General features: G+C 45.3%; 28 protein-coding genes. 18 read left to right on the forward strand and 10 right to left on the reverse strand.

Going from position 1 to position 25,485, the window contains the following annotated elements; genetic code table 11:
* Positions 1 to 29: 29 nt before the first annotated feature.
* On the reverse strand, positions 30 to 665 hold the full coding sequence (locus tag MSED_RS10530; protein ID WP_012021984.1) for a DUF2250 domain-containing protein: 636 nt from the start codon (positions 663 to 665) through the stop codon (positions 30 to 32).
* A complete protein-coding gene (locus MSED_RS10535) occupies positions 650 to 1,249 on the reverse strand; it encodes an alpha/beta fold hydrolase (RefSeq protein WP_012021985.1) in 600 nt (199 codons plus the stop codon). Before MSED_RS10535 ends, MSED_RS10530 begins: the two co-directional genes overlap by 16 nt.
* A 147-nt stretch (positions 1,250 to 1,396) precedes the next feature.
* On the opposite strand from MSED_RS10535, the gene MSED_RS10540 reads away from it, so the two are divergent.
* Together MSED_RS10540 and MSED_RS10545 are read left to right on the forward strand one after the other, a co-directional pair.
* Positions 1,397 to 2,626, forward strand: coding sequence for an NAD(P)/FAD-dependent oxidoreductase (locus tag MSED_RS10540; RefSeq protein WP_012021986.1), 1,230 nt, complete (start codon positions 1,397 to 1,399; stop codon positions 2,624 to 2,626).
* 5 nt (positions 2,627 to 2,631) lie between these two features.
* Positions 2,632 to 3,213 (forward strand): DUF1641 domain-containing protein, encoded by a 582-nt coding sequence (locus tag MSED_RS10545; protein WP_144418792.1) that lies wholly within the window; start codon positions 2,632 to 2,634, stop codon positions 3,211 to 3,213.
* Here the strand turns inward: MSED_RS10545 and MSED_RS10550 are convergent.
* Positions 3,206 to 4,012 carry an ATPase gene (locus MSED_RS10550; protein WP_012021988.1) on the reverse strand — a complete coding sequence of 269 codons (807 nt, stop codon included), beginning with the start codon at positions 4,010 to 4,012 and terminating at the stop codon, positions 3,206 to 3,208. The genes MSED_RS10545 and MSED_RS10550 overlap by 8 nt on opposite strands.
* Positions 4,013 to 4,108: 96 nt before the next feature.
* Between MSED_RS10550 and MSED_RS10555 the strand changes: the two genes are divergently transcribed.
* Both MSED_RS10555 and MSED_RS10560 read left to right on the forward strand, forming a co-directional pair.
* Positions 4,109 to 4,654 (forward strand): hypothetical protein, encoded by a 546-nt coding sequence (locus MSED_RS10555; protein WP_048060172.1) that lies wholly within the window; start codon positions 4,109 to 4,111, stop codon positions 4,652 to 4,654.
* A gap of 218 nt (positions 4,655 to 4,872) precedes the next feature.
* Entirely contained in the window at positions 4,873 to 5,736 is an 864-nt protein-coding gene (locus tag MSED_RS10560) for a dihydrodipicolinate synthase family protein (protein WP_048060173.1), read from the forward strand.
* 67 nt (positions 5,737 to 5,803) lie between these two features.
* Here MSED_RS10560 and MSED_RS10565 read toward each other — a convergent pair whose 3' ends face one another.
* Positions 5,804 to 7,327, reverse strand: coding sequence for a cation:proton antiporter domain-containing protein (locus tag MSED_RS10565; RefSeq protein ID WP_012021991.1), 1,524 nt, complete (start codon positions 7,325 to 7,327; stop codon positions 5,804 to 5,806).
* Between the two features lie 40 nt (positions 7,328 to 7,367).
* Here MSED_RS10565 and MSED_RS10570 point away from each other — a divergent pair, with 40 nt between their 5' ends.
* Genes MSED_RS10570 through MSED_RS10580 form a run of 3 tightly spaced genes read left to right on the forward strand, consistent with a single transcriptional unit; the run spans position 7,368 to position 9,213 of the window.
* The gene (locus MSED_RS10570) at positions 7,368 to 7,760 is read left to right on the forward strand and encodes a metal-dependent transcriptional regulator (protein ID WP_012021992.1); all 393 of its coding nucleotides are present in this window, start codon (positions 7,368 to 7,370) and stop codon (positions 7,758 to 7,760) included.
* Entirely contained in the window at positions 7,733 to 8,332 is a 600-nt protein-coding gene (locus tag MSED_RS10575; RefSeq protein WP_012021993.1) for a DedA family protein, read from the forward strand. Before MSED_RS10570 ends, MSED_RS10575 begins: the two co-directional genes overlap by 28 nt.
* A 14-nt stretch (positions 8,333 to 8,346) precedes the next feature.
* Complete coding sequence (locus tag MSED_RS10580) at positions 8,347 to 9,213, forward strand: sulfite exporter TauE/SafE family protein (RefSeq protein ID WP_012021994.1); 867 nt, start codon at positions 8,347 to 8,349, stop codon at positions 9,211 to 9,213.
* Here MSED_RS10580 and MSED_RS10585 read toward each other — a convergent pair.
* Positions 9,203 to 9,514 (reverse strand): hypothetical protein, encoded by a 312-nt coding sequence (locus tag MSED_RS10585; RefSeq protein WP_048060174.1) that lies wholly within the window; start codon positions 9,512 to 9,514, stop codon positions 9,203 to 9,205. The two genes, MSED_RS10580 and MSED_RS10585, sit on opposite strands and share 11 nt — an antisense overlap.
* Positions 9,515 to 9,581: 67 nt before the next feature.
* Between MSED_RS10585 and MSED_RS10590 the strand changes: the two genes are divergently transcribed.
* The 6 genes from MSED_RS10590 (at position 9,582) to MSED_RS10615 (ending at position 14,961) form a co-directional block, all read left to right on the forward strand.
* Positions 9,582 to 10,115, forward strand: coding sequence for a hypothetical protein (locus MSED_RS10590; RefSeq protein ID WP_012021996.1), 534 nt, complete (start codon positions 9,582 to 9,584; stop codon positions 10,113 to 10,115).
* Positions 10,116 to 10,205: 90 nt separating this feature from the next.
* Positions 10,206 to 11,714 (forward strand): MFS transporter, encoded by a 1,509-nt coding sequence (locus MSED_RS10595; RefSeq protein ID WP_012021997.1) that lies wholly within the window; start codon positions 10,206 to 10,208, stop codon positions 11,712 to 11,714.
* Positions 11,692 to 12,327 (forward strand): type-4 uracil-DNA glycosylase, encoded by a 636-nt coding sequence (gene udg / locus MSED_RS10600; RefSeq protein ID WP_012021998.1) that lies wholly within the window; start codon positions 11,692 to 11,694, stop codon positions 12,325 to 12,327. The genes MSED_RS10595 and udg overlap by 23 nt, the downstream gene beginning before the upstream one ends.
* Positions 12,305 to 13,084 (forward strand): SDR family oxidoreductase, encoded by a 780-nt coding sequence (locus tag MSED_RS10605; RefSeq protein ID WP_012021999.1) that lies wholly within the window; start codon positions 12,305 to 12,307, stop codon positions 13,082 to 13,084. Before udg ends, MSED_RS10605 begins: the two co-directional genes overlap by 23 nt.
* A 108-nt stretch (positions 13,085 to 13,192) precedes the next feature.
* Positions 13,193 to 14,677 carry an ATP-dependent nuclease gene (locus MSED_RS10610; protein ID WP_048060368.1) on the forward strand — a complete coding sequence of 495 codons (1,485 nt, stop codon included), beginning with the start codon at positions 13,193 to 13,195 and terminating at the stop codon, positions 14,675 to 14,677.
* Positions 14,678 to 14,682: 5 nt separating this feature from the next.
* Positions 14,683 to 14,961, forward strand: a complete 279-nt coding sequence (locus tag MSED_RS10615; protein ID WP_048060175.1) for a TIGR00304 family membrane protein — start codon at positions 14,683 to 14,685, stop codon at positions 14,959 to 14,961.
* On the opposite strand, the gene MSED_RS10620 is transcribed toward MSED_RS10615, so the two are convergent.
* The gene (locus MSED_RS10620) at positions 14,945 to 16,210 is read right to left on the reverse strand and encodes a Glu/Leu/Phe/Val family dehydrogenase (RefSeq protein WP_012022001.1); all 1,266 of its coding nucleotides are present in this window, start codon (positions 16,208 to 16,210) and stop codon (positions 14,945 to 14,947) included. The two genes, MSED_RS10615 and MSED_RS10620, sit on opposite strands and share 17 nt — an antisense overlap.
* Positions 16,211 to 16,280: 70 nt before the next feature.
* Positions 16,281 to 17,546, reverse strand: coding sequence for a hypothetical protein (locus tag MSED_RS10625; protein WP_144418793.1), 1,266 nt, complete (start codon positions 17,544 to 17,546; stop codon positions 16,281 to 16,283).
* Between the two features lie 50 nt (positions 17,547 to 17,596).
* Between MSED_RS10625 and MSED_RS10630 the strand changes: the two genes are divergently transcribed.
* Positions 17,597 to 18,022, forward strand: a complete 426-nt coding sequence (locus tag MSED_RS10630) for an NUDIX hydrolase (RefSeq protein WP_012022003.1) — start codon at positions 17,597 to 17,599, stop codon at positions 18,020 to 18,022.
* Here the strand turns inward: MSED_RS10630 and cysS are convergent.
* From cysS to MSED_RS10645, 3 genes are read right to left on the reverse strand one after another with little or no spacing between them, the layout of a single operon-like run.
* Positions 18,003 to 19,400, reverse strand: coding sequence for a cysteine--tRNA ligase (gene cysS / locus MSED_RS10635; RefSeq protein ID WP_012022004.1), 1,398 nt, complete (start codon positions 19,398 to 19,400; stop codon positions 18,003 to 18,005). The two genes, MSED_RS10630 and cysS, sit on opposite strands and share 20 nt — an antisense overlap.
* A gap of 6 nt (positions 19,401 to 19,406) precedes the next feature.
* On the reverse strand, positions 19,407 to 20,348 hold the full coding sequence (locus MSED_RS10640; protein WP_012022005.1) for a bifunctional phosphoglucose/phosphomannose isomerase: 942 nt from the start codon (positions 20,346 to 20,348) through the stop codon (positions 19,407 to 19,409).
* A complete protein-coding gene (locus tag MSED_RS10645) occupies positions 20,341 to 20,778 on the reverse strand; it encodes a hypothetical protein (RefSeq protein WP_012022006.1) in 438 nt (145 codons plus the stop codon). Before MSED_RS10645 ends, MSED_RS10640 begins: the two co-directional genes overlap by 8 nt.
* Before the next feature lie 52 nt (positions 20,779 to 20,830).
* On the opposite strand from MSED_RS10645, the gene MSED_RS10650 reads away from it, so the two are divergent.
* Genes MSED_RS10650 through MSED_RS10665 form a run of 4 tightly spaced genes read left to right on the forward strand, consistent with a single transcriptional unit; the run spans position 20,831 to position 25,480 of the window.
* Entirely contained in the window at positions 20,831 to 22,135 is a 1,305-nt protein-coding gene (locus MSED_RS10650; protein ID WP_012022007.1) for an FAD-dependent oxidoreductase, read from the forward strand.
* Between the two features lie 46 nt (positions 22,136 to 22,181).
* Positions 22,182 to 23,276 (forward strand): DNA double-strand break repair nuclease NurA, encoded by a 1,095-nt coding sequence (locus MSED_RS10655; RefSeq protein WP_012022008.1) that lies wholly within the window; start codon positions 22,182 to 22,184, stop codon positions 23,274 to 23,276.
* A 20-nt stretch (positions 23,277 to 23,296) separates the two neighbouring features.
* Complete coding sequence (locus MSED_RS10660) at positions 23,297 to 25,075, forward strand: ATP-binding protein (protein WP_048060370.1); 1,779 nt, start codon at positions 23,297 to 23,299, stop codon at positions 25,073 to 25,075.
* Between the two features lie 9 nt (positions 25,076 to 25,084).
* Entirely contained in the window at positions 25,085 to 25,480 is a 396-nt protein-coding gene (locus MSED_RS10665) for a hypothetical protein (RefSeq protein ID WP_012022010.1), read from the forward strand.
* The last annotated feature ends 5 nt before the right edge of the window (positions 25,481 to 25,485 follow it).

The following is a 25,485-nucleotide window of genomic DNA, read 5'->3' on the forward strand; positions in this document are numbered from 1 at the left end:
TTGAAGTAGTTTCATTTCTCTTGGGTTGTCTACTTTGGTAATATACCCCTCTTTTTCATCTCCCTTACTGTCAATTCCCCTATCCTCGTCAGGCCATAATACTTATGATGCGTCCTCGTCTCCTTTTTAGGTTTTGATTTTCTATCCCCAAATTTGATAATTTTCGCATTAACTTCCTCCAGCAACCCCATTTTCACCAATTGCTCCAGCTTGGAATTGACCTCCTCTAAGTCCTTCTTGGTGAGCTTGGCGTAAGTTAACGCGTGATCTGCGTTCAATTCTTCAGCGAGTCTAACTATGTTCAGTGCCAGCTCGTCGCCCTGAAGGTACTCTATGTACGCATCTATTAGGTCCTTTTCCTCCAAATATCTAAGAAGATGATCCCCTGCTCTAGTTAATGAGTAGTAGGTATGATGCTTATGTACCTCCGAGCTCAACTTGAATTTGGCTTCAGTGTTTTTCAGTGTGGCTCCCTTCACTCTCTCTATTAAACCAAGGTTTTCCAACTTATCTAGAATGATCACCACTTCCTCGATGGGGATCTTCGTATTCAACATTATTGACTTACCGTAATCCACATTTGCCTTTCTCAGATGCTGTAGAACCATGAGATATCTTTTGTCTTCAATGAGCTTTTTGAGGTAGTTCTTTAGCTCGGGCTCCATTTTAGGTCATTCATGAATTTCACTATGGTATCATTGAACTTCTTTGGTTCATCCAGGTAGCACGCGTGCTGGTTTCCAATAATCTCCAGTTTAGCACTGGACACCCTCTCCATGATCTTCTTGGCGTTGCTTAAAGGGGAGACGGTGTCCTTAGATCCCCAAATAAGAAGTATTGGCTTGCCGTTTAGCTTCCCCAAATCCTTCTCAAACTCGTCTACACCCACGGCCCCAATCAAGATTAACCCAGAGAACTTTCCTCGCTTCACAGCATAACTAAGGACAGCATGACCTCCCATTGACGGACCAAGAAGGACAGCTTCACCAAGGCCCATTTCCTCCAGAAGGTCACCTATGAATTCCCCAAGATCTCCCCATCTTCCCCTTTCAGACTTCCCATATCCTGGGAAATCCACAGCTATTCCCGGTATCCCCGCCTCCTTAAGCCGGGTCAGAGTGCCCACCTGGTTCCACGTCTCGGCATTGAACCTTGCCCCATGGAACATCACAATTCTAGGTTTCTCTGAGAGATCATTATTAAGATAGTGAATTCTCGTACCCTTCACGTTAACCAATAGCTCTGCCATGTAGTAAAATATTAGATTGGAAGCTTTAAAGTTTTTGAACTTTATCTTAAAAAATAATAAGTTTAACTATCTTAAATAGAAATTTTGTTCAGATTTATTGAAATAAAGTTTTTTTAAGTGTCACGACTAGGTAACAAAAGATCTAAAATGACAAAGGTCTTAGTTTTAGGTGGAAGATTCGGCGGACTTACTGCCGCCTATAACGCAAAGAGACTGTTGGGGAGCAAGGCTGAGGTTAAGCTGATGAACCAGGACAGGTTCACGTACTTTAGGCCTGCTCTCCCACACGTGGCCATAGGCGTGAGAGACGTAGAGGAGCTCAGGATAGATTTGGCCAGCGCCATGCCAGAGAGGGGAATATCCTTTGCCCAAGGGAAGGTAGAGAAGATAGATGCCGAGTCTAGGATAGTTTACTACAAGAAACCAGATGGAGGAATGGGAGAAGAGGAATATGATTACCTAATGGTGGGGATAGGCGCACACCTCGGGACTGAACTCATAAAGGGATGGGATCAGTTCGGTTACAGCGTTTGCGAACCGGAGTTTGCGGTCAAACTTAGGGATAGACTGAAGGACTTCAAGGGCGGACATATTACCATCGGATCGGGTCCCTTCTACCAAGGAAAGAATCCTAAACCCAAGGTTCCAGAGAACTTTGTACCTCAAGCAGACTCGGCCTGTGAAGGGCCTGTCTTCGAGATGTCGCTGATGCTACACGGGTACTTCACAAGGAAGGGTATGTGGGATAAGGTGAAAATAACGGTCTACTCTCCCGGCGAATATCTGTCAGATCTTTCTCCCGCATCCAGGAAGGCCGTTGCTGAGATCTATAAAGGATTGGGAATAGAGCTAGTACACAACTTCAGACTAAAGGAATTGAGAGAGAAGGAAATAGTGGATGAAAAAGGTAACAAGCTTGAATCGGATCTGAGCATATTACTCCCGCCTTACACGGGTAACCCGGCACTTAAGGCTTCCACAAAGGACCTAGTGGACGATGGAGGATTCATCCCCACTGACCTGAACATGCAATCCATCAAGTATGACAACATATATGCAGTTGGCGATTCTAACGCCCTAACTGTGCCTAAGCTGGGGTACTTGGCAGTTCAGACTGGCAGGATCGCGGCTCAACATCTGGCGAAGAGATTGGGAGTTAACACGAAGGTGGAATCCTACTATCCCACCATCGTATGCGTAGCCGACAATCCACTTGAGGGATATGCCGTCTCAGTGAAGGACGATACCTGGTATGGAGGTCAGGTCTCGGTAGCTCAACCTGCTGCAGTGAATCACTTAAAGAAGGAACTATTCACCAAGTACTTCATGTGGACCAAGGGTGATATGGTCCTAGAGAAATTCTTGGGAAGCTGGTGAGGTTAGTGGAGACACTCGAGGTTCAGACTATTGACAAACTAATGAGCCCAGATAACCTAATGACCATAAACAGAGTTCTTGACCTGCTGGGAACCCTAGACAGAATGGGAATACTCGACCTAGTAAACGGTGCTCTGCAGGACGAGGAACTAATTGGAAAAATTATGGGATCGATAATCAATGATAACACCCTCTCAATGGTGACCCAACTCAATAACCTAGGTTCACTAATGAAAGTCTTCATGGACAAGGACGTTGCTGATGATCTTCAGTATGTATTCAAGTTACTATCCTCTCTCAGGAACTCAGGATTAATGGATCCGATAATTGGCATGCTCAATGATCCTGAGACGCTAGGTAAAGTTTTAGGATCTCTCGTTAATGATAAAACCCTCCAGCTAATCGAGAACTGGAATAGTACCTTAGATCTGGTAAACGCCGTGGGCAATGCGCTGAAACAGGAGCACAAGCCCGTCAAATCCGTTATAGACATTTACAGAATGATGAAGGATCCAGAAGTGCAAAACGGTTTAGGGCTTCTCTTTGGTATTATAAAGGAACTAGGTAAGATCGCCAAGACTAAATAATTTCCTTTTTTATCAAGAAATCTATGAGTGCAGGACTTCTAGATGTCGCTAATTCCAGGGTATAGGTCTCTGGTTTGAGGAATTTGAATGCCTCCTCTGTCTTAATCAACCAAGGCGGAAGAGAGGATAGACTGAGGAACTTAGAGTACTCCCGTCCGTCGAAGACATAGGCTCTTCCAGGGACAATGGTGATAACGTAGTCTACCCCTGGTGGATAATATGTGGGACAGGAGGCATTATTGTATGACTCGATAAGAACATTCTTGTGACGATTCAATGCACTGATAACGTTGTTATGCACGATCTCCCCCGAATTTTCTATGAGTCTCCACACCTCACGTTCCTCCACTGGAACTGGATCAAACCTTGAAATCAGCCTCTCGAGTACATCCCTCATGGAGGATGAAATCAAGCGAGAGGGGGCTCGAAGGTACATGCTCTTTTGTTCAACGGTCATTCTCATCATGACGGGATAACCCCTGTCCATTAAAGAGAGGTAATAGGGGAAGTTCCGCTCGATGCTTTCAGGATCCACAGGGAAAAACAAAACTGCGAACGGATTAATTTCCTCAATACTCTCCCTCGTACTTTCGTAGTAATTTAGGGCGTCATTGCCCACGAGTACACCAAGTTCCATGCTTCGCGTCAACGTTGAGTAGCTATACCAGCCGTTATGTCCTGCCACAGGTTTCATGGGAAAAAGGTTTATTCCAACCTCCCTGAGGAGGGAGATGAGAGTTAGCCCAAACCTAGTCTTCCCTGAGTCGTGTGGTAAGCCTCCATTGATCAGGAGCCTCATAAATGAACCGTTACTCTCAAGGGAATAAATGCCTTACATCATAAAGAGGGCTAGATTTGGATTAAGTATATAATCCTAGCAAGGAATCAATGATTTGTGAGAACAGGACTTCTGATGCTGGCTGGCATCATAATGGCGGTGGCTCTGGCATATCTTTCCATAATGATAGCCAGCCTACCATTCTATCCCTTTCACGATAGGAGTTTCAGAGATGACATGGAGACAGGGATATACTTTGGGGGAAGCCAGCATCAGGTGATCTTCTCGCCCTCCATGGCGTCTTCTGAAAATAGTTCATATATGAACCTCAACTTTACTTCATCTATTGAGAACACGGTGACATACACTGTGGATAATTATTCGTTTTTCGTATGCCCCAACACTATCCACGTTTATCCAATCAACATGACTTCTTCGCCTAACGGGACAATCACATTCACGGTCATGCTTACTGGTAACGGCTTTGTCCATATGGTTGGCGACAACAAGTTTTACAGGGTTGTGGAATTCCAAGAGGATTTTACACAAAATAACGTCTCAATAACTGTAACATTACAGCTAAACAATGTGCCTCCTGGAGAACTTTGGATCCCAGTTTGGAATAATTGTCACACAGAATATGTAGAAGTGGTTGTTGAATAAATTTTCTCTGTGTGATTAGAGAAAGGTATGCGAGCCAATTTTAAGTGCCAAAAGTAAGCCCACAAAGATTCTTCAATCTCTAATAGACTAGAGACAACAAATTCTGTATTAACTCAGTCTTAACGAGATTTAGAGTAGAGATATCTCACCGGCAGAGAGCCGATCCTGGAATGCTGTATCAGCTTGAACTTATTATGCACCACATTCTAGGTGTTTACATGAAACAGATTATTGTTGCTAACGTTACACCCTTCGATGAGAAAGGGAACCTGGACCTAGAGGGGTTAAGGACCCTTTACAATTTTGACCTGAGCAGAGGCGCAACGGGTTTCTGGGTGATGGGTACCACTGGAGAATGTAAGATGCTCACTTATTCCGAGAAGCTAGCTGTGGCTAAGGCGTCAATAGAGACCCTAGGGAACAAGGCTATCATTGGAATAAACGAGGAGTCCACTGACAACGCAGTGAAGCTGGCTAAGGAGATCGTCGATATGGGTGCCTCAAAGATATTCTCGCTTCCACCCATCTATCACAAGCCATCAGAACTTGGACTTTTCAAGTTCTTTGAATCCATTTCCAAGATAGGTATTCCAGTCTACGTTTATAATATACCCAGTTATGTTGGATATAATATAGACCTCAACCTCACTGGGAAAATGGCAGAGGAGGGCATTATACAGGGAATGAAATACACCACCAACGACTTAGTGTCATTTCACGAGTATACAAGATTAAAACAGGACCATAAGGAATTTGAGATACTCATGGGTACCGAACACCTCATCCTCCCATCTCTGATGTATGGTGGTGACGGGGTAGTAACAGCAGTAGCCAACTTCGCTCCAGAATTTGTGAAGAACATTTTTGATTCCTTCGAAAAGGGTGATATCTTGAAGGCCATGGAGGACCAGTATAAGGTCATAAAGTTGGCATCTGTAGTTTCTGGAGAAGACTACCCTGCAGGAGTTAAGATTGCCCTTAGGTATAGGGGTATATACGTGGGAAGAGTTAGGGAACCACTCCAGGAAGACATAAATCGTGAGGGGGTAATATACGCAACGTTGAAGGAGTTCGGACTCTAAATGATGAAATCGGTGTAGGTTGAGGGATGAAAGGATTATTCCCGGCTGAGGAGAAGCGTGAAATAGTTCAAATGGAGTTAAGAATTCTTAGAAGTTCCCTCTCGTAGATTGTCTGAACGAGTTTGCCTTCCCTGTTAACTACAGCTATCACCGCGGACTCTGTGGATCTAAATTTCCTTAGTGCATCAATGACTTTTTGCGACTCATCCATTATCACTGTTTCGTTCAGCTCCAGATCTCCCGCCCTCAGCACAGAGTACATAGATGGATCTATCTCCAATAACTGCTGTACAGTGATGTGTCCCATAGGCCTCATCTCATCATCCACGACTATTATGGCTCTAGCTCCTCTCTCCGTCATTCTGTCAATTGTCTCTCTCAATGTGGTTTCCGCATTTACGTAGAGGGGAGTTATACCAGGTAGATGCCCAAGTTTCTGGTTGAACCCTGGCCTGTTCTCTATCTCCCTTCCAACTCCCTTAACCTTTGCCTTGAATAGGAGTGGCACGACGAGAGCAATGAGGGTTATTGCCAATGCGGAGTAGGAGTACTGAGTCTGGCCTAGATACCCGGAGACTAGAGCTGAGATCAGAAGAGATGAGTCGACGCCTCCCTTCGTCGTAACGCCCAGTCCATTAATTACCCCCTCTTGCTTTACGAGGTAGGAAGAGATATAACCTGAGACGAACTTTGAGACGAACACCAACAAGGCTAGAGTGAGACCTATGGAGGCGATGTAGACGTTTAAGGGTGCAAAGTAGAGCCCTATGCTCACGAAGAACAAAGGTTCAAAGAAACCATAGGTTAAACCATGCATCTTCTCCCTTAAATCAGGCCTATCCTCAAGGTAATTCCTTAGCAGAAAACCCAGAAAGAGGGCAGCTATGGCTGAGTTGAACCCAAATATCTCGGCCACATATCCTGTGACCATTATAACGGAAAGGAGGAAAGCTAGCTCCACTTCCCTTACCTTTATAAATCCCTCTATTCCCTCCAAGGCCTTTGCTATCCTGGGGCCTATGAAGATAATTATCAGAAATAATATTACTATTTCTAAGGTCTGCCTGACGATTTGAGCTGGTTCACTGGACTTAGATACTATTGCGAAGAGAATGACTGAGATTATCTCAACAAGTGTACCTTGGTAAAATAGTTTACGCCCAACATCCGTTTTTACAAGTCCAGTGTCCATTAGGAGTCTGGTTAGGGGGCCTACGCTCGTCATTATGAGGGGAAAGACTATTACCAGTGGTGACGTAACGTGAACCATGAATAGGTAACCTGCGATCACGATGAAGGGAATTACTAGGAGAACTATGGAGGAGATGAAGACCTTGTAATCAAACTGTATCTCCCCTCCGAACTCCTCCGCACCAGCGAGGAAGAGAAGGAACACTATTCCCAGAGACGTAACAAAGGATATGATACTGTTCAGTTGGATTATCCCTAGAACTCCTCTTCCCAAGATTATCCCGGCCACTATGGCACCAACAAACGGAGTTAATCCTAGTCTAGAGAACCCAGCTTCCATCAACTTTGCTGCAACCAGCATGATACCGATGTAGAGAAGCGAAACTATTACTGGATTCATGTGTAAAGACTTTTTACTTTACTTTACTACTATAAGAGTGATGGACATAAGCGAAAGGGAGATTGTTTACCTTTCGGCAATAAGGGAAATGAATGATAAGGGCCAGCCTGGTAAATTATCCATAATAGCAAAGCAAATCGAAGTTTCCCCTGCAAGTGCCTTTGAGGAACTGAAACATCTAGAGAAAAAGGGTCTTATCTCGAAGGAGAACAACAACATCTATATCACTGAGGAGGGGAGGAGAAGCCTAACTAAGGCCTTGAGGGCCCACAGGGTTATTGAGTCTCTTCTAGTCAGGGTTGGGATTGATCCAGAGACCGCCTGCAGTTACTCGAAACAGTTTGAACTAAAAGTTCCAGACGAGATAATCGAGAAGCTCTATGAATATCTCGGAAAACCTAATAAATGCCCTCATGGGAATGGAATCCCGTGATAAGCGTACAACCGTCTTACATTTACATATTCGCCCTAATGATCTTGGAGGGAATGTCACTTCCAATCCCAAGCGAAATAGTGATGCCCTTAGTGGGTTACTATTCCACAAAGGGATTACTTGACCCATATCTAGGTATCATAGTAGGCACGGTAGGTAGCTTAGTTGGATCGTTAATTGATTATTATATCGCCCTTAAACTAGGAGTTCCCTTCCTCCATAGATACGGCAAGTTATTCAAACTCACTCCTGAAAAATTGGATGCACTATCAAGATGGTTTGCTAAGTACGGTACGCAGTCTGTGTTCTTTTTCAGGTTTATTCCAGCCTTTAGGGCACTCATCTCCTTCCCTGCCGGACTCAGCAAGATGAGACTACCTTTATTCATATTTGCCACATTCGCAGGTCACTTGATATGGGATACGATACTAGTCTATATTGGGATATACTTCTCTAGTACATGGCAGAGTATCATTTCGGTTCTTGATAAGTACCTTTACGGCGTGGCGGCAATAACTGCAATTATTATTGTGGTCTACATTTTGATCAAAGGAAACTTTTTAAAGTTTTAACTAGAATAAGGTTTATGATTGAAGTACTACTTTCTCCTTTACAATACTTCCTTGCGGTCATAGCAGGAGTTCTAGTAGGGTTCAGCTTAGGACTAATAGGAGGAGGCGGATCCATTCTAGCTGTTCCGCTTCTTCTATATTTCGTTGGTCTGGCTAGTATTCCTCCCCAATACTCCACTTCTCCTGCACTTGAAGCACAGTACACAAACTTCGTGGACCACATTGCACTAGGCACTACAGCCCTGGCTGTAGGTCTGAACGCGTACATAAATAGTTACATGCATTTCAGGAGAGGGAACGTAAAGCTTCTTGAGGGTATAACGTTCACTATTCCGGGCGTTGCGGGAGCCACTCTGGGAAGTTACGTGAGTCACATAACGCCTGGAAAATCCTTGCTATTTTTCTTCGGGATCCTTATGATTGGTGTCGCTCTGTTAATGTTGAGGCAGAGGTCTGCAGATAGGGTAAAGACGGCCTCAGAGGGCGGGTTAGCTAGACTTTCGCTGGTAAAGGTTATACCCACGGGACTTCTTGTGGGATTTGCCTCAGGATTTTTCGGCATAGGAGGAGGTTTCCTCATTGTTCCTGGTTTACTATTCAGTACTGGTCTTTGCATGATTAAGGCCGTTGGGACCTCCCTCATTGCTGTTGGGACCTTCGGAATCACTTCAGCGACAGTCTATTCGATGTACGGATACGTTCTACCTGTAATTAGCGTGCTCTATCTGGTAGGGGGAATTCTAGGAGGGTATGGGGGAGCATCGGTTGCCTCTAGATTGCCTAGGGGCACCCTGAGAAAAGCTTTCGCCTTGATCATTATCGCCGTAGCGATATACATCATGGTAGAAAATTACAAGGGGCTATACTTGCTCATACATTAACGTTGGAATCGGCCATTTCCCTATATATTTTTTCTATCTCTTCTTTAAGGAATTTCAAACATGAATCCACATTTATCTTAATTAATTCCCATCTTTCCTCCCTTATACCCCTAATTATCTCATCACCTTGCTCCTTGCAACCTATCTTGTCATATTTCCTCTGAAACTCGGTAAGCTCCTTGTTAACCCATTGATAAACGGTTTTATCCTTCCTCTCATCTACGTGCAATTTTACCTTCTCCAGGGACGTCCTTAGCAGGATGAGATCCTGCAACTGATAAAATTTCTTTGGGATCGACATCTCTCGTATAATGTGGATAGAGGATAAATAACTCATGCTCCCATTATATCCACATTAGAGATGTGCCATGACGTCAGAACCTGGAAAGGAAATTAACGCCAAGACATATATCTTGTATTCAATAGGCGGAGCTATTGCCCTTATTCTGATTACCTTCCCCTTTGGGGGAGTGGCACCACTTGATGAACCTAAGGTGTACGCGTCCGATGGGGCATATTATAATCTTGGGGTACCGGTAGGAATTTCCTTCATTGCATTCATTAACCTTCTCATTTTCATAGTGTCGAGCATTCTCTTCTGGGGGTCTAAGGGTCTTTTCAAAAACTTGATAATAGATTCCTCGGCCCTATCGTTTGTCTTCCTCAATTATTTCAACTATTACGTGCTTTGGCTGGTATGGCACCCACAGATAACCGTGTTGCCCTTCCTCTTCTTGATAAAGTATAATGGAGCCTCAGCGATTCAGGTTGATTTTGGACAAATGGTCCTAATAGCTTATATATACAGGATCATTAAAAGAGCAAGAAGGCCCCGCCCTTTATCAGGGCTTGAGTCGGTGAAGCCGGTTGATGAGAGTCCTCAGCCGGGCGGGGTACAATGATGACGCCGACATAATCAGATTAGTGACGTGAGGGTCGATAAACTGAAGCTAACTCAAGCTTAAAACCTGTTTTAGATATATCTAATCTCCATGGAAATTCCCAAGGACAAGTCCAGTGAAGGCAAGGATTATGATCTGAAATACGCATATAGGGCTTTGGGCATTCTGGCTCCCTTAGCCATAGTTGTGATGTATACAGAAGGAATGTTGATTCCCTCCCTTGTGAAAATCGAAGATGACTTTGGGGTCAACGCTGCCCAAGTTAGCTGGGTTCTAACAGTGTATCTCCTTACAGGATCGGTCATGAATCCCATAGCAGGGAAACTGGGAGATATGTTTGGGAAGAAAAGAGTCCTTACCATGATCATCTGGATTTACGCTGTGGGTGTTACCTTGACAGGATTTGCACCGAGTTTCGGCTTCCTGATATTTGCTAGGGCTATTCAGGGACTAGGTCTTGCCATGTTTCCGTTAGCGTTCAGCCTAATAAGGGAAGAGTTCCCTCCAAAACTAGTTCCTACTGCTCAAGGTATAGTTAGCGCCATGTTTGGGGCAGGATCTGCAATAGCCCTTCCCATAGGTGCATACATTTCACAAAATTTTGGATGGCAGTATACATATCACACTGTTATACCATTCGTGGCCCTGATGGCAATACTGACCTCCACACAGATAAGGGAGTCTAAGTTCAAGAACCCGAATACCAAGATCGACTTCGTTGGAGCAGGAGTACTCTCGATCTCGTTGGCCTCCTTAATCCTAGGTTTCAGCGAGGCTCCTAGCTGGGGTTGGTCATCACCCCTTACCATAGGCACCCTTCTCCTCTCCATGATCACTTTTGCCACGTTCATCTATCTTCAGACTATTACGCCATTTCCATTAATATCCGTGAAGCTATTGAAGAGAAGAAACGTTCTTGTCGCTAACGTGGCCGCAGTGGTTGCAGGATTTGCAATATTTATGGGGTCCCAAACCTTAACTTACTTGTTTGAGGAGCCTAATCCAGTTGGGTTTGGGCTAGATATCCAGGCAACGGGGCTTGCCCTACTACCCACAGCTCTTATCCAGTTAGTGGGAGGCCCCCTCGCAGGAAAGGCAATATCTAGAAGCGGACCAAGAAAAGTGATGATAGTTGGTTCCACTGCACTAATTCCGGTGTATCTAGTTCTTTCAGTGTTAACGTCCGCTGGGGGATCACAGTCAATTAACCTTGTGATTACCTTCGCCACTTTGGCAATGTTAAGTGCCACGCTTCTGAACGTGAGCCTGGTAAACCTACTCACCTTTTCCGTGGAGAGGCAGGTCATGGGGACAGTCACTTCAATTAATACAGTCTTCAGGTTGGTAGGAGGAACCATAGGTCCATCTGTAGCCGGAGCTATTATGGGGACTTATCAAAGCAGTATCGTGGAGATCATACCGGTAGGAGGAACTACGGTCTACTACCCGGTCATCATTCCTTCGGACCAGGCCTTTAGTCTTATTTATCTGATTGCAACTCTTCTGGCTGTAGTTATGACTGGGATTTCCTTCATGACTAAGGACATAAAAATTGGGAATGTAATGAAGGAAAGAAATGAGTTCGTTGCAGGACATTAGCAACCAGGTCATAGCTTGCCATAAATGCTCCCTATCTAGAACTAGGACCCATGCGGTTCCGGGGGAAGGAAATCCAACCAGTGACGTAGTTTTCGTTGGAGAGGCGCCTGGAGCTAAAGAGGATGAAACTGGAAGACCTTTCGTGGGTTCAGCTGGTCAATTATTGACCGAGTTAATCCGAAAGTACTTGAGGAGAGATCGCTCCGAGATTTACATTACCAACATAGTAAAATGCAGACCGCCAAATAACAGGGATCCAGAGAAGGAGGAAATCGAGGCTTGTTCACCTTACCTTCTTACACAGATAAGGCTCATCAAACCAAAGGTGATTGTGACTCTCGGAAGGCATTCCACAGGATTTTTCCAGACGTTAGCGGGACTGCCTCTGACTCCTATATCACGTTGTCACGGAAAACCTTTTCACCTGGACCTGGGGTATGGTACAGTTACCGTTTTTCCGACATATCACCCTGCTGCCGCTCTTTACAATCCTCCTCTCAAGCGAGATTTAGAGGAGGATTTTCAAAGGCTCTCCAAACTCGTTTCAACAGGTTCAAAAGCTACAACTCTTGATAGGTTCCTGGATCTAGATGGATCTGGGAATAAGGGGTAAAAGGGTTCTTGTAACTGCCTCAAGCAAAGGGATAGGTTTCGCCACAGCAAAAAGGTTTCTGGAGGAAGGGGCTGTAGTCACCATTTCGTCCCATAACCTCGAAACGTTGAAATCTGCCTACGAGAAACTGAGAAACTTGGGTCAAGTTTACATGGTCCAGGCAGACTTGACTAAACCAGATGAGGCTAGGGAGCTTGTGAAGATGGCCCACGATACCATGAATGGGTTAGACGTAACGGTATACGTCACTGGAAGCCCAAAGCCAGGTAACCTTCTTGAGCTCACGGATAAGGACTGGATGGACGCATTCAATTTACTATTAATGAGTGCAGTTGTCGTTACGAGGGAATCTGCCAAGTACATGAAACCCGGTGGCAGGATAATTCTTTCGACCTCTATGACCCTAAAACAACCAATCGATAACCTGGACCTTTCCAACGTTGTTAGGCTATCCCTTGCAGGTCTCATTAAGTCTGCCTCCAGAGAACTAGGTCTTAAGGGGATTCTCGTGAATGGGGTCATGCCAGGCTGGACTCTCACAGAGAGAGTTAATCAATTAGCCCGGGACAGGGCAAGAAGAGAGGGGAAGACTGAGGAACAGGTTATATCTGAGATTGTCAAGGAAGTCCCGCTAAATAGGATAGGCCTTCCAGAGGAAGTTGCTAACGTTATCCTCTTCTTGAGCTCTTCCCTATCCACATACGTCACTGGAACCCTCATCCCCGTGGATGGAGGACTGATCAGGACAACCCTTTAAAGACATTTGGCTGATAATACAGCCTTTTTTCTCTTCATTAGGAATTAACGAGTATTAAGGGCCCAATGGTTATATCAATCTAAGGAGTAATACTCTCTAGTGATACTGTTGAGGCTAGCTGAGTTCTACGCTAATAACTTCAGGAGTTTGGAGTCAGTTGAATTAAGGGATGTTGGAGGCTTCAATGTGATTGTGGGGTTTAACGGTTACGGCAAAACTAACCTGCTGACGGCAATCTACCTATACATAAAGAACCTGTCAGCGGGTATTGAGAAGAGGTCAATAGAAGATAAGAACCAGGAATATCTGTTAATGTGGAACAGTTATGATACGAGCAAACCCATTCTTTTAGGAGGCAGGTTACAGTTTAGTGAGAAGGAAGTTGAGAAAGTCGTGGGAAAGAGTATGCCCATGAACATCGACCTAGTGAACAAGTTGAGGTACATTAATGGATACCTTGAGTGGGACCTGGACCTCATCAGAATAAATGGATCTGTCCCATCCAAGGACGAAATAGATCAGGCCAAAAAGCTGTTGGACTACGCCTCAAGTCAAGTTGAGTATGTTCCCATTTTCGATCAGAACTACTTTGATGACGTACTCAACAGAATTATTGGACTGAACAGATCGCCCATCAGCTTGAGAAAGTATTGGTATGACTTTGCGAACCTGGTGAGTAATACTATTCCAGAGGTAAAGGGAATAGAGATCTGGGATTCAAAGAAGCTAGTTCTAAACGTGTATAATTTGCCAATCTACATTGACTTAGCTGCTAGTGGATTTCAGAGAATAATTCTTATCCTTTTCGTAATATGGTTGAGCGGAAACAAGATACTCCTGATCGAGGAACCAGAGGTGAACATGCATCCCATCATGCAGTATAAGATGGCGAAGCTCCTGAAGTCATGGACTGAAAGCGATGTTCTACAGGTTTTCATGACAACACACTCTCCCTTTATTGTATCCTCCGATGTGGATAGCTTCATAGTTCTGAGAAGGGGTCAGACCGCGTCTAAGGCTGTCAACTTCCAGCCCACAGAGGATGTAAAATCGGCCTTCTCCATTCTTAACGTAAATATCAGTGATCTTCTCTTTAACAAGACTATTATAGTAACGAGTGAAATGGCCGAGCCAAACGTAATCCTGAATTGGCTCAGGAAACTGAACGTGAATCCAGAGTACAACGGAATTGTTATATACACGGTGAGGAACGAACTGGAGTTGCAGACCTGGCTTAAGTTAAGGAACATGCTGAAACTTGACATGCTATTCCTGGGCCTTTGTGACAAAATAGACATAGAGTTAAAGGACTCCTGTCTTCCCCTTACCAAGGAGGTAGAGTCATTTTACAGTAAGAGTGGAATGTTAGAGGCACTCAAGAGAATAGGCATTTACCCAGATGAAAAGGAAATGAGGGATCTCTCTCGGGAAGACAACGCCAGATGGTTGATAAACGTTCTTAAGAGGAGAGGATTGGATTACGGTACCATGAGATCGTCTATAGGTGACATAATATCTAGAATAGATTCCATTGAGATCCCCAAGGAGATGGAAATCCTCGTGAATAAAATTAAAACCGCGCAGGTTATCTAGTACTCATGGATCTAATATCTGTAGCCCTTTTGTTGATATTTCTTGGGTTCATTCTAGTTTTCGCAGACGTAATCTTAACAGCAGTTAGGGCTATGAGACAGGGAGAAGAAGAAACTAAAGAGGGGGGGAGAAAAACGGAGGCCGGAGGAATAATATTCATCGGCCCTATTCCTATCATTTTTGGAAGTTCCAAAAAAATTGAGAAATGGATGTTAATTGTAGCTCTATTGATAACGATTATTCTGGTTTTACTATTCGTTCTCCCGTTTATATTAACCCTCTAACCTTCATCGCCCTTACTACTCTTTCTACCGCTACCACCATAGCCGCAGTCCTCAGGTCTTGGTCACTCAGCGAGTTGTACTTGATATACACCTCGCTAAACGCCTTCTCCATCCTGCTGAGTATTAGTTTCTTGGCGTCTTCCTCATTTATTATCTCACCCATTCTGTTGTTGGCCCATTCCACATAGCTCCCCACAACTCCCCCAGAGTTCGCCAAAATATCGGGAACCACTGGAATTCCTCTCTCCTTAAGGATGGCGTCTGCATCGGCTGTTAATGGTCCATTGGCCCCCTCAACAATAAGCTTGGCCTTTATCTTAGGGGCATTGTATTTATGGATCACGTTCTCAAGTGCTGCGGGAACAAGTATGTCAGTTTCGGTTATGAGTAGCTCATCATTGGTAACTTTCTTTCCCGACGGATAGTTAACTACAGAGCCAGTGCTCTTTTTCACCTCTTCTAACTTCGAGTAACTCAGCCCGTTGGGATCTATTACTCCACCCTTTGAATCGCTCACGCCTATGACTATGGCTCCGTTCTCCTCAAAGAACTTCGCAGCGAAACTTCCTAGATTACCAAATCCTTGGATGATTACCCTCCTACCCTCTAATCCCCCCAGAAATTTCTCAGCGGCGAGCTTTGCAGTATGGACCACTCCGAGACCAGTACTGAACTCCCTTACTGCAAGTCCTCCTAGATCTATGGGTTTTCCCGTGAAGGTAGCTGGGTCTATCTTACCTGAAATCTTTGTGTATTCGTCAAGGAACCACGACATTATCTGTGAGTCCGTGTTTACATCAGGCGCAGGTACGTCTATATCGCTACCGATATACTTGTAGATGGCATCAATGAAGTTCCTAGATAACTGTTCCAACTCCTCTTTACTTAGGGACTTAGGATCTACCCTAACTCCAGCCTTACCTCCTCCGTAGGGAAGCTGGAGAAGCGAATTCTTCCAAGTCATTATCATTGATAGGGCTATAACTTCGTCCTGCGTAACGTTGGGGTGGAATCTAACTCCTCCCTTGTAAGGACCCAGCGCACTATTATGCTGAGATCTCCAACCGGTGAAGGTCTTAATCGTGCCGTCTTTTCCCTTAATCTGTATCTTTACTTGAATCACCCTTTCAGGGGTGGAAAGAGCAGTTAGCTGATCCTCATGGAGCCCCAGGATCTCCCCTATTTTATATAATTTTTTAGTTTGTTGTGTATATAAATTCGAAGTTAAAACTTCTTCTACCGAAGTCATTAATAATTAGTCATGAAGGATTATTAAAAAATTTTTCCCCTGCTATACTTTAATTACTTATGCCCGAGCTCTATCTCCTATGTAGAATTACAAGAATTGCAATAACAATTAGGGTAACCACAACGGCTATTGTGAAGGACTCAGAGGGGTTAACCGGTTTATAGGGCAGAGTTGTGTTCTGATATCCTGTTAGGTAGGGGAAGTGAAGGCTGGGATTTATGTAGGAGCCATTGATGAACTCTAGCTTATAACTGGAGAAAGATGGGAATGTTTGATTATAGTTTACCTCAACTACCATGTTCTTCAACGCGTAGATCGTAGCAGTGGCAAAGGTAATGTTTCCCCTAGTTACCTTAGATGTATACTCCTCCAAGTTGAACGTGGTACCCTGAACCGTCTTGGTTACGTTACCCACGTAAGACAGTTTGAGCGAGTTCCATGTCAGTGTGCCGTTCGCGTTACTGATGAAGTTAGTGACCAGGGTGGTAGGTGTTCCCACCTGAATAATGAAGTTCACCAGTTGGCCATTCACCGACGTATAACCGCCAAGAGGGAAGGCGTTCAATTCATTGATGTTATACTGAACCATCAAAAGGAGGTTTCCAGGAAGAAGAGCGGGATAAACGTATTCCACGTACCCGGAGGGTTGGTAGGTTGCTGAGAAATTCGAATATGTCATGTTAACGTAAACATATCCTGGCCTACTGGTGAAATTGGTTGGTTGTAGAGCGTTAGACAGTTGATAGCCTGTGAGATTCATAACAAAATCGAGACCGGACACGGTCCTGTTAATAGTTTGAACCAAACCGGAGGGTAATACTAATAGCGAAGAGGTAACAGGGGACAGTTCAGAGTACCTATAAACTGTTTGTCCTGTTACGTTGTTACTGGTCGAGGTAACAAAGGATAAAATCACTGTGGAAACGTTTGACTCGATGGCATAAGAGGTAGAGTTAGACAGGAATCCTGGGTAAATATAAGGATAACTAAGGTTGAGCGGATCTAAGGCATAGTTTACAACGTAACTTCCTGGCTGTATAAACGTGACGTTCTTCACAGGAGTATAGTTGGAATTTACGTTAACCTTAACCCATGTACCATTAAGCGAGGTCACTTGGTAATTAATCACAGCGCTCTCAACTAGAGAGACAGTCGTGGAATTGCCAACCTTAGTACTGTTATAGACCTTGAGCGAGTACGTAAGCTTTGTTGGTACCTGATACGGAATGGGCTGATTCCCATTGGGATAGAACTGGAGAGCGTTAACCAGTGGAGTCAGAGTTAAGGTGAAAGCTAAAGCCACCAACAGCGCCATTACGAGCCTCAATTGCGACATCAGTATAGAACACTGCGTTGCTTTAATAACTTTTATCCCCACTTAAAAACATGCAGAGACCTTTAGTTGCGGTAGGATCAGTAATTTTCAACCGGGATAAGGTGCTATTGGTGAGGAGATTACATCCCCCTAACCAGGATAGGTGGGCCGTTCCAGGGGGTAAGGTAGAATTTGGAGAATCCATAAGGGAGGCAGTAATTAGGGAAACTATCGAGGAAACGGGATTGCAGGTGGAACCAAGGGTCTTGATGGCTGTCGTTGAGGTGTTTAGGGAGGGCTATCATTATGTGATCCTGGACTTCATCTCTGAGGTTGTGGGAGGGGAACTGAAGGCCTCGTCCGACGCAGGCGACGCTAGGTTCTTCTCCCTTGAGGAGATAAGAAAACTTGACGTAAGCTCCACTACGCTAGAGATGCTGGAGAGGTTTTGGAAAGGGGAAAAGATGCCCTATCTGATCACTGAAATCTCCAAGTAGAGCCTTCCTTGGAGTCCAGTATTTTTACTCCGCTCCTGGAGAGGATATCCCTGATCTGGTCCGATAGATCGTACATCTGTTTCTTTCTCAGGTAATTCCTGACTTCTATCACTGCGTCGATCACCTTGGTTAACCTATCTAGCTCCGCCGAAAATTCCTCATCCATAACTGCGAAGACCTCATTGAACTTCCTGAATCCGTCCAGCGCTATTAAAGCCCCAAACACGTCTTCGCTGTATTGGAGCTTTGAGAAAACTATTGAGGCTATTTCGTGAATTGATGTCAATGCGTTAGACGTATCAAAATCGTTCTCCATGTGTTCGTCGAACCTTGAGATAGCCCTTACTATTTCCTCTTGGACCTTTACGTCCTCCTCCTTCGCGTAGTGGGCTGGTCCCTTCTGAATTATTTTCCTCAGCACGGATATGGCATCCTTAAGCCTCTGGAGGGACCTAGAGCTTTGTTCTAGGATCTCTTCGCTATACTCTATGGGGTTCCTGTACTGGGATGATAGAAACCAGTACCTCAGCGTAGATGGCCCATACTTGCTCAGTGCCTCCTTAAGCGGGACAATGTTGCCCTTGGACTTGGACATCTTCTCCTTCCTTATTGTGAGAAAGGCCACATGCATCCAATACTTTACCCAAGTTGATCCGGTGAGGGATTCGGTTTGGGCTCTCTCGTTCTCGTGATGGGGAAACACCAGGTCCATTCCTCCACCGTGAATATCGATCTTTGTTCCTAGATACCTCGTGGACATGGTGGAGCACTCTATGTGCCATCCAGGTCTACCCTTACCCCAAGGAGACTCCCAGTATGGTTCCCCAGGCTTATACGCCTTCCAGAGCGCGAAGTCGTAGGGGTGTCTTTTTTCCTTAACTATCTCCTCCCCCTGATCCCACTCCTCCTTCTTCACGTTGGATAGCTCCCCATAACCCGGGTAAGTGTCCACATCAAAATAGACGCTCCCGTTGGCAACGTAGGCATGCCCACTGTCAATTAACCTTTGAACGAAGTCGATAATCTCCTTGATGTGGGTAGTGACCTTAGGATGCATGTCTATCTTTACCTTGAGGGCACCGATGTGTTCCAGGTAGCTCTTCGAGTAGTACTCTGAAACTTCGTTCCAACTCTTCCCCAGTTCCCTTGCCTTATTGATTATTTTATCGTCTATGTCCGTGATGTTCTGGACCCTTACCACGTTGTAACCCTTTACCCTTAGATACCTGCTCATGGCATCGAAGGCCACAAAGGTCCTACCATGTCCAATGTGAACCTCGTCGTAGACGGTGGGACCGCACACGTACATTTTCACGGTGTTGGGCTCGTGGGGCTCGAAGCTCTGGAGCCTCTTTCCCAGCGTGTTAAATACTTGCAACTCCAATCACTTCAGGATTAAGTTTGCCAGTTTCCTTGCAATTTTAAGGTTGCTGTCGCTGAAGGCCTCTTCTTCCGTTAATCCCTCTTCCTCTGCAAGCAGGAGGGACGTGAGACCTGAGAGAAGAACCAAGTAGGCCACGTTCTTCAGCGGTGTGCTCCCTGCAGGAATTATCTGTTCAGCCTTAATCACGGAAAGCGTTACGTAATCAATGTCCTGATCCCCAATCACAAAGGGCTGAAGGCTCTGTGCCCTGACGTATGCCTCTAGGTCATTGTGATTCGATTCAGGAATGGGCCCGTAGAAGGCTGGATATTTGGCAGTCTCATTCAAATCCTGCTTGAACCTTATTGCTACGGGAAAGTATAGGGAGCCGTAAAAGACCGGGATCCTTCCCCTAATCTTGGCCACCAACCTCTTAGCAAGGTTAAGAGCCCTCTCCTTACCTTCCTCCACTCCCTCTGCCAGCTCCGAAATCCTGTATTGCCCGCTACTCCTCGTGTTCAGAATCTTAACGAGGGCCGTGAAAAGGAGGGGGAACCAGACTCTCGTGGGGTAATCTTGACCGTTGCTCATCCTGGCCTGCATGGACAAGTTAACGTGTCTTCCGCCCTTCTCTCTGCACAGGTTTGCCAGCTTTCCTCCAGCCGAAACGCATATGACGTCCGCCCCAAGCTCAAAGGCCCTTCTGGTTACGATCAAGGTTTCCACATTGTCCCCGGACCTGCTAAAGGCTAGCAAAGAGAACTTTCCCCTAGCCTTGAATCTTGTGGGATCCCCATTATACACGAGGTAGTCCAATGGAGGTTCAAGTATCCTTGCCATTTCACCCGGGATGTAACTTGCCCCCATCCCTGTGTAAATCACGTTATCGTACTTGAGGTCCGGAACCTCTATCCTTTCAGCTTCTCGAAAAAGTTTATCCCAGTCTAGGAAAACATTATGCATTTTTCATCACAAGGGAAATGTTGAACGATGGAGGAGACGAGTTCATTGAGACGGAGATATTGTCCATGTTCATTTCCTTAAGGTTCTTCCTTAGGGTAACTACGAACTCGCCCATCAGTTCTGACATTCCCTCAAGGACACTCTCAACCATGTCCCAAATCTTACCTGAGAGCAATGAGCTCAAGACTGAGGGTTGCATAAGGTAAGCGTAGAGTAGGTTTACTCTCTGAACGGAACTCAGGAAGCTAACTATGGCTTCATCCCAGTTCTTGACCTCGATCCCCTTTTCAAATTTCTCAGCCAACTCTATTATCTTTTTCAATTGAGCTCTCGTAAAGCTCACTATGCCCTGCTCAGCCACGCTGAGACCGGTGAAACTTGTCTTCTCTAAATTACTTAAAATCTCCCCAATCCTGGTTGTGGATTTCATGGCTTATCTTTAGTCATGTACGCATAAAAGTCTTGGCGTAATCAGAGAGATTATGCCTGAGAGTCTTGTGGTACTAGGTGGGGGAGCGGCCGGGATGAGCGCCGCATCCAGGGCGAGGAGACTTAGGCCTGACCTGAGAATTACGGTTATTGAGTCCACGAAAATGGTGAGTCATGCACCCTGTGGGATACCATACTTCGTGGAGGGTTTGTTCGACGACGAGAACCTCTTCATGACCTATACTCCCTCATATTTTGAGAGGGAGAGGAAGATAGAGGTGTTAACCAACACCGTGGCCAAGGAAGTTGATCTTGACTCTAGGGTAGTAAGAACGGATAACGGAAAGGCGCTTGAATATGACTGGCTAGTCGTGTCTCTTGGAGCTCTGCCCAAGACGCTACCCAACGTTAAGGGAAACAGGGTTTATTACGTTCATCATCCAGCTCACGCGGTTGAGATCAGAGAGCGGTTGTGGTCCATGAACAAGATAGCCGTGATAGGTGGAGGGATACTTGGGGTGGAAATGGCTGAGGCGTTGAGCGCTGTGGGGAAGAAGGTTGTCCTAATCCACAGGGGGCCTTACATCCTCAACAAAATGCTGGATCAAGACCTCGGAGACGTGGTCACCAAACTTGTTCAGGGCAAGGTCGAGTTACACCTCAACGAGAGCACCGAGGAGATTGGAGAGAATTACGTTAAAACGGACAAGGGGAAGTACCAAGTTGACGGCGTAGTCCTTGCCCTAGGGGTCACGCCCAACGTGGCCATGTTTAAGGAAAAGCTTCAGCTAGGCACCACTGGCGCAATAAAGACCAATTCACGCATGGAGACTTCCGTGAAGGGCGTGTATGCAGCTGGCGATGTGGCAGAGACCACTCACGTGGTATCAAGGAGGGAAGTCTGGATGCCCTTTGCCCCTGTCGCGAACAAGATGGGGTTTGTGGCTGGTAGTAACATAGGGGGCAAGGTCACGGAGTTCCCAGGTACAGTTGGAAACATGATTACTAAATTCCAGGACATGTTCATAGGAAAGGTAGGATTAAACGAGATTGAAGCCAAGGAAGTAGGGTTCAGGCCGATCTCTGCAACCATAAAATCAAAAACTAGGGCCAGGTATTATCCAGGTGCTAAGGACATTTACGTGAAGCTCGTGGCAGATGAGGATAGCAAGAGAATTTTGGGTGGACAAATTGTGGGAGGGGAGGAAGTACTAGGCAGATTGGATTCTGTTTCTGTGGCCCTCATGAAGCAGTTGACCGTGGAGGAAATGTTCTTTGCGGAGATGGGTTACCTACCAGCGATTTCCCAAGTATGGGATCCGCTAACCGTTGCTGCTAGGCAACTTCTTAAGGCATAAGTAATACATTATATTTAAATATTTCTATAATTGTTAATATCGTAATATGGCATCGAGAGGCGGGCTATCCGATCTACTTAATAGCATTGTCTCCAAATACATAATCTTCCATTTGGAGAGCCCGCCCTTTAGCCCCATTCTAGACCAAGCACAGGATGTTGACCTTACCTCTTCCGATGACATAATAAGGGTGGTGGACAGCATACCCAAGGTATCAACAGAGATCGTTGCGGTGGACGGGAGTAGCAGGAGCTTTGTTCTCTCCCAGGGATTAATTTCGGTCAGCTCCGTGTCTGCAATCTCAAGTTTAAGGGGAATTAAGGGTATGTTCCCCTCATTTGACCCCAGCATGAGTCTTGATCTACAGGAGCCCTTCATCGCTCTCGCCACTCCCTTTACTGGGCCAGAGAGAATAGAGGACTTTCTTCTTCATCCGGCAGTATCCAGGGTTCAGATGGAGGGAAACCCGTTTCAACAGGACTTAACTAGGTTAGAGACGGAGCTCCGTTTTTCCTTGGAGACCTCTTCACTGGAGAAGGTGAAGGATAGTCCCCTGGTCCTGGTGGACGGTCCTCTCTTACCTAAGTTCCTTTACATTAACAAGAGAGTTGCCAATAAACTCCTTCAGAGAAGAAAGGAAGTCCTACAGAAAAATTTTATTGGAATTGTTAAAAGGGTAAATCACTCTACTGTCTTGATTGAATCACTTAATGAAAGGAAAATCAGAGAAGTCATGATCATGAAATACAAAGTGAATCCAGCCTCATTCTCCAACGATGAAGCCTTCTTAATTCACCTTGTGAAAAAGAACTTTAGGTCTCCCTTTAAACCTCTTGTGGTAGGTCCACTCCACGGAAAAGAGGAGGGAACTGAGATATTTTCCAACTACGTAGTAATTCCATTCCACCCCTTCCTGGAGAGGTTCTCCGTGCTGAGGGTTGAGAGCCTCACTGACTCCCTTGATCCTGGAATTATTTTATCTACGCCAATTACCTCTGATGGAATTCCCCTTCCGCTAGCTTTCGCTGATAAGGTGGCCAAGGAGGTATCTAATGCTGTGTTTAACATGTTACTCCAGCAGTTGTCAAGGGAAGGTATTCAGTCGAGTTTCTACAGCAGACTGGAGGGATTGGGAGCTTGATTGATGAACTCTACAAGGGCATGAAGGAGAGAACCAGTAGGGCCAGAGCCTTGGCAGTAAGCCTAGGGAAGATGATAGGAAAGATTTCCAAGTATATGCCAAACAGGATAGACCAGGAGAGCCTTTACGTAAACGCAGTAGTTGATGCTGAAACGTATTACTCTAACGAATACCTTGGTAGGATGGGAATCCTTCTGGGTGCAGTGGACATTAGAACTCTAGAGTTCATACTGCTTCAAGTTGTTGGGTATGAGAGAAGTGATATCACGTCATCGCTGTTCAACTCAACTGACATCACTCCAAAACTGGTTGAGGACGACGATCCAGGAACCCTGATAGGAAACGTTATACTTAAGTGCGAGATGCTCACTAGACTTGACCCTCTCGGTAGAGGGGAACCTGTGCCCGCGGACATAATACCTGAACCCCAGTCACCCGTGATAATCCCCTATCCTGAGATGGTCGAGAGGGCCATGGGGATCAATCGCGGGAAATTGAAACTTGGCTTTCTCGACATTTCCAACTCCGAGGCAAGGGTCAGTATCCCTCCTGAGGAGTTGAACTTTCATAGTCTGGTCATAGGCACCACAGGGGCCGGGAAGACCTCATTCATTAAGGACGTGATAACCTCATTGGTCACTACGGTTGAAGACGAACAGGTGATCATCTTTGATGCCACAGGGGATTATTACCACTCATTCCTCCCACCTGATTTAACCTCAGAACATGTTAGGAGAGGGATAGAGGACTTCAATAAGCTGAACGGTCCAGTCAACGGGCTACACGAAGATATTCTCTTTCCGATTACTAGTCGTTGGCTAAGGAAGTATACTCAGGAGAGAACGGAAGAAGAAATAACCAAGACCTACTATGATCTCTACATCAAACCCCTAGTCAATTACATAGAGAGGAAGGGGATGAAGATTGATGTTCAGATTAGCGGAAGGAGGATTGAACTCGCCTCAGATTACTGGAAATCCAGCGCCGAGGTCCACCCCTTCTACCTGTCGTTCAGGGAAAACAGACGGATAGTTCATAAGTTAAACCCATACTTTAGTGAGCAGGCATCCCATTTCCTGAAGATAATTACCTCTCAACTGAAGGACGTCGAGAGCCTGGACGAGTTCATTGAGAACATGAACGAGGAGAACTTTGAGAAACTGCAGGTCCACAAGAGCACGCGTGAAAATATACTTCGTGGGCTCTACTTGCTCAGGGAAACTGGACTTTTTGATCTGCGTTCTCCTAGGACGTCCTTGGGAGACCTACTTTCCACCTCTAAGATGTTGACAATTGACCTCTACAATCAGGAGCTCGACGATTTCGCCCAGAAAATACTCACCTACTATTTCCTGGATAGAATCTTCCAGCTTAGGGAGAGCAAGATGAGAAAGGGCGAGATTAACAGTAAACTGCTCATTATCATAGATGAGGCCCATAGGTTCTTTCCGTCAAACAGAGGAGGGGAGGAGGACAGCAACTACGTGAGAAGGGTTGCGGGAAAGATATCTGTAATGATGAGGTTAGGCCGTAGGAGAAGAATAGGGTTCATGTTCTCCACTCACAATCCCTCCGATCTAAGTGATATTATTGTTCAGTTAGCTAACACCAAGTTTGTTTTCAGGACATCTCTGGACATTGCGGAGAGTTTAGGCGTTCCTAGATCGGAGGGGAAAATATTAAGCTGGGAGAGGAATGGTGTAGCATATATGATTTCGCCATGGCTGAAACAAGGAAGATTAAAGGTCAGGGTTCCTGTTCCTCCTCCCATTGGCCATTACGATCTCTCTAGGACTTAGGTGAGCATGATGGAAAGATTGGAAAACTTGAAATTATCACTTGATCAGTTAAAATTGAGTGGAACAAAGGAGAATTTGATCAAGGTCCTGATTGAAATTAGCAAATTGTTACCACCTTCGGATGACGTTGCAATAACCTTGGGAAAGAAGGGAACACACGAATACGTTATAGACAGAAGGGGGTTAGCCATAATCACCACGTCACAGGATGAGTATCTCCCCTTTCTCTCCTCTTCGGAGAAGAGAATATCCATGGAACAGCTACCAGACGACGTAGCCAAGAAGGTCATGTCTGATATTTCAAGTCTCCTCATTCAGCTAAGGGACATACTCAAGGCTCAGGCTAGACGCAATCCTTCCTATGGATCGTTAGCCTCAGAGGTAGACTTGATTGTTAAGGGTTAGTGATA

Origin of the sequence: Metallosphaera sedula DSM 5348 (genome assembly GCF_000016605.1) — an archaeon.
In the GTDB taxonomy this organism is placed as follows: domain Archaea; phylum Thermoproteota; class Thermoprotei_A; order Sulfolobales; family Sulfolobaceae; genus Metallosphaera; species Metallosphaera sedula.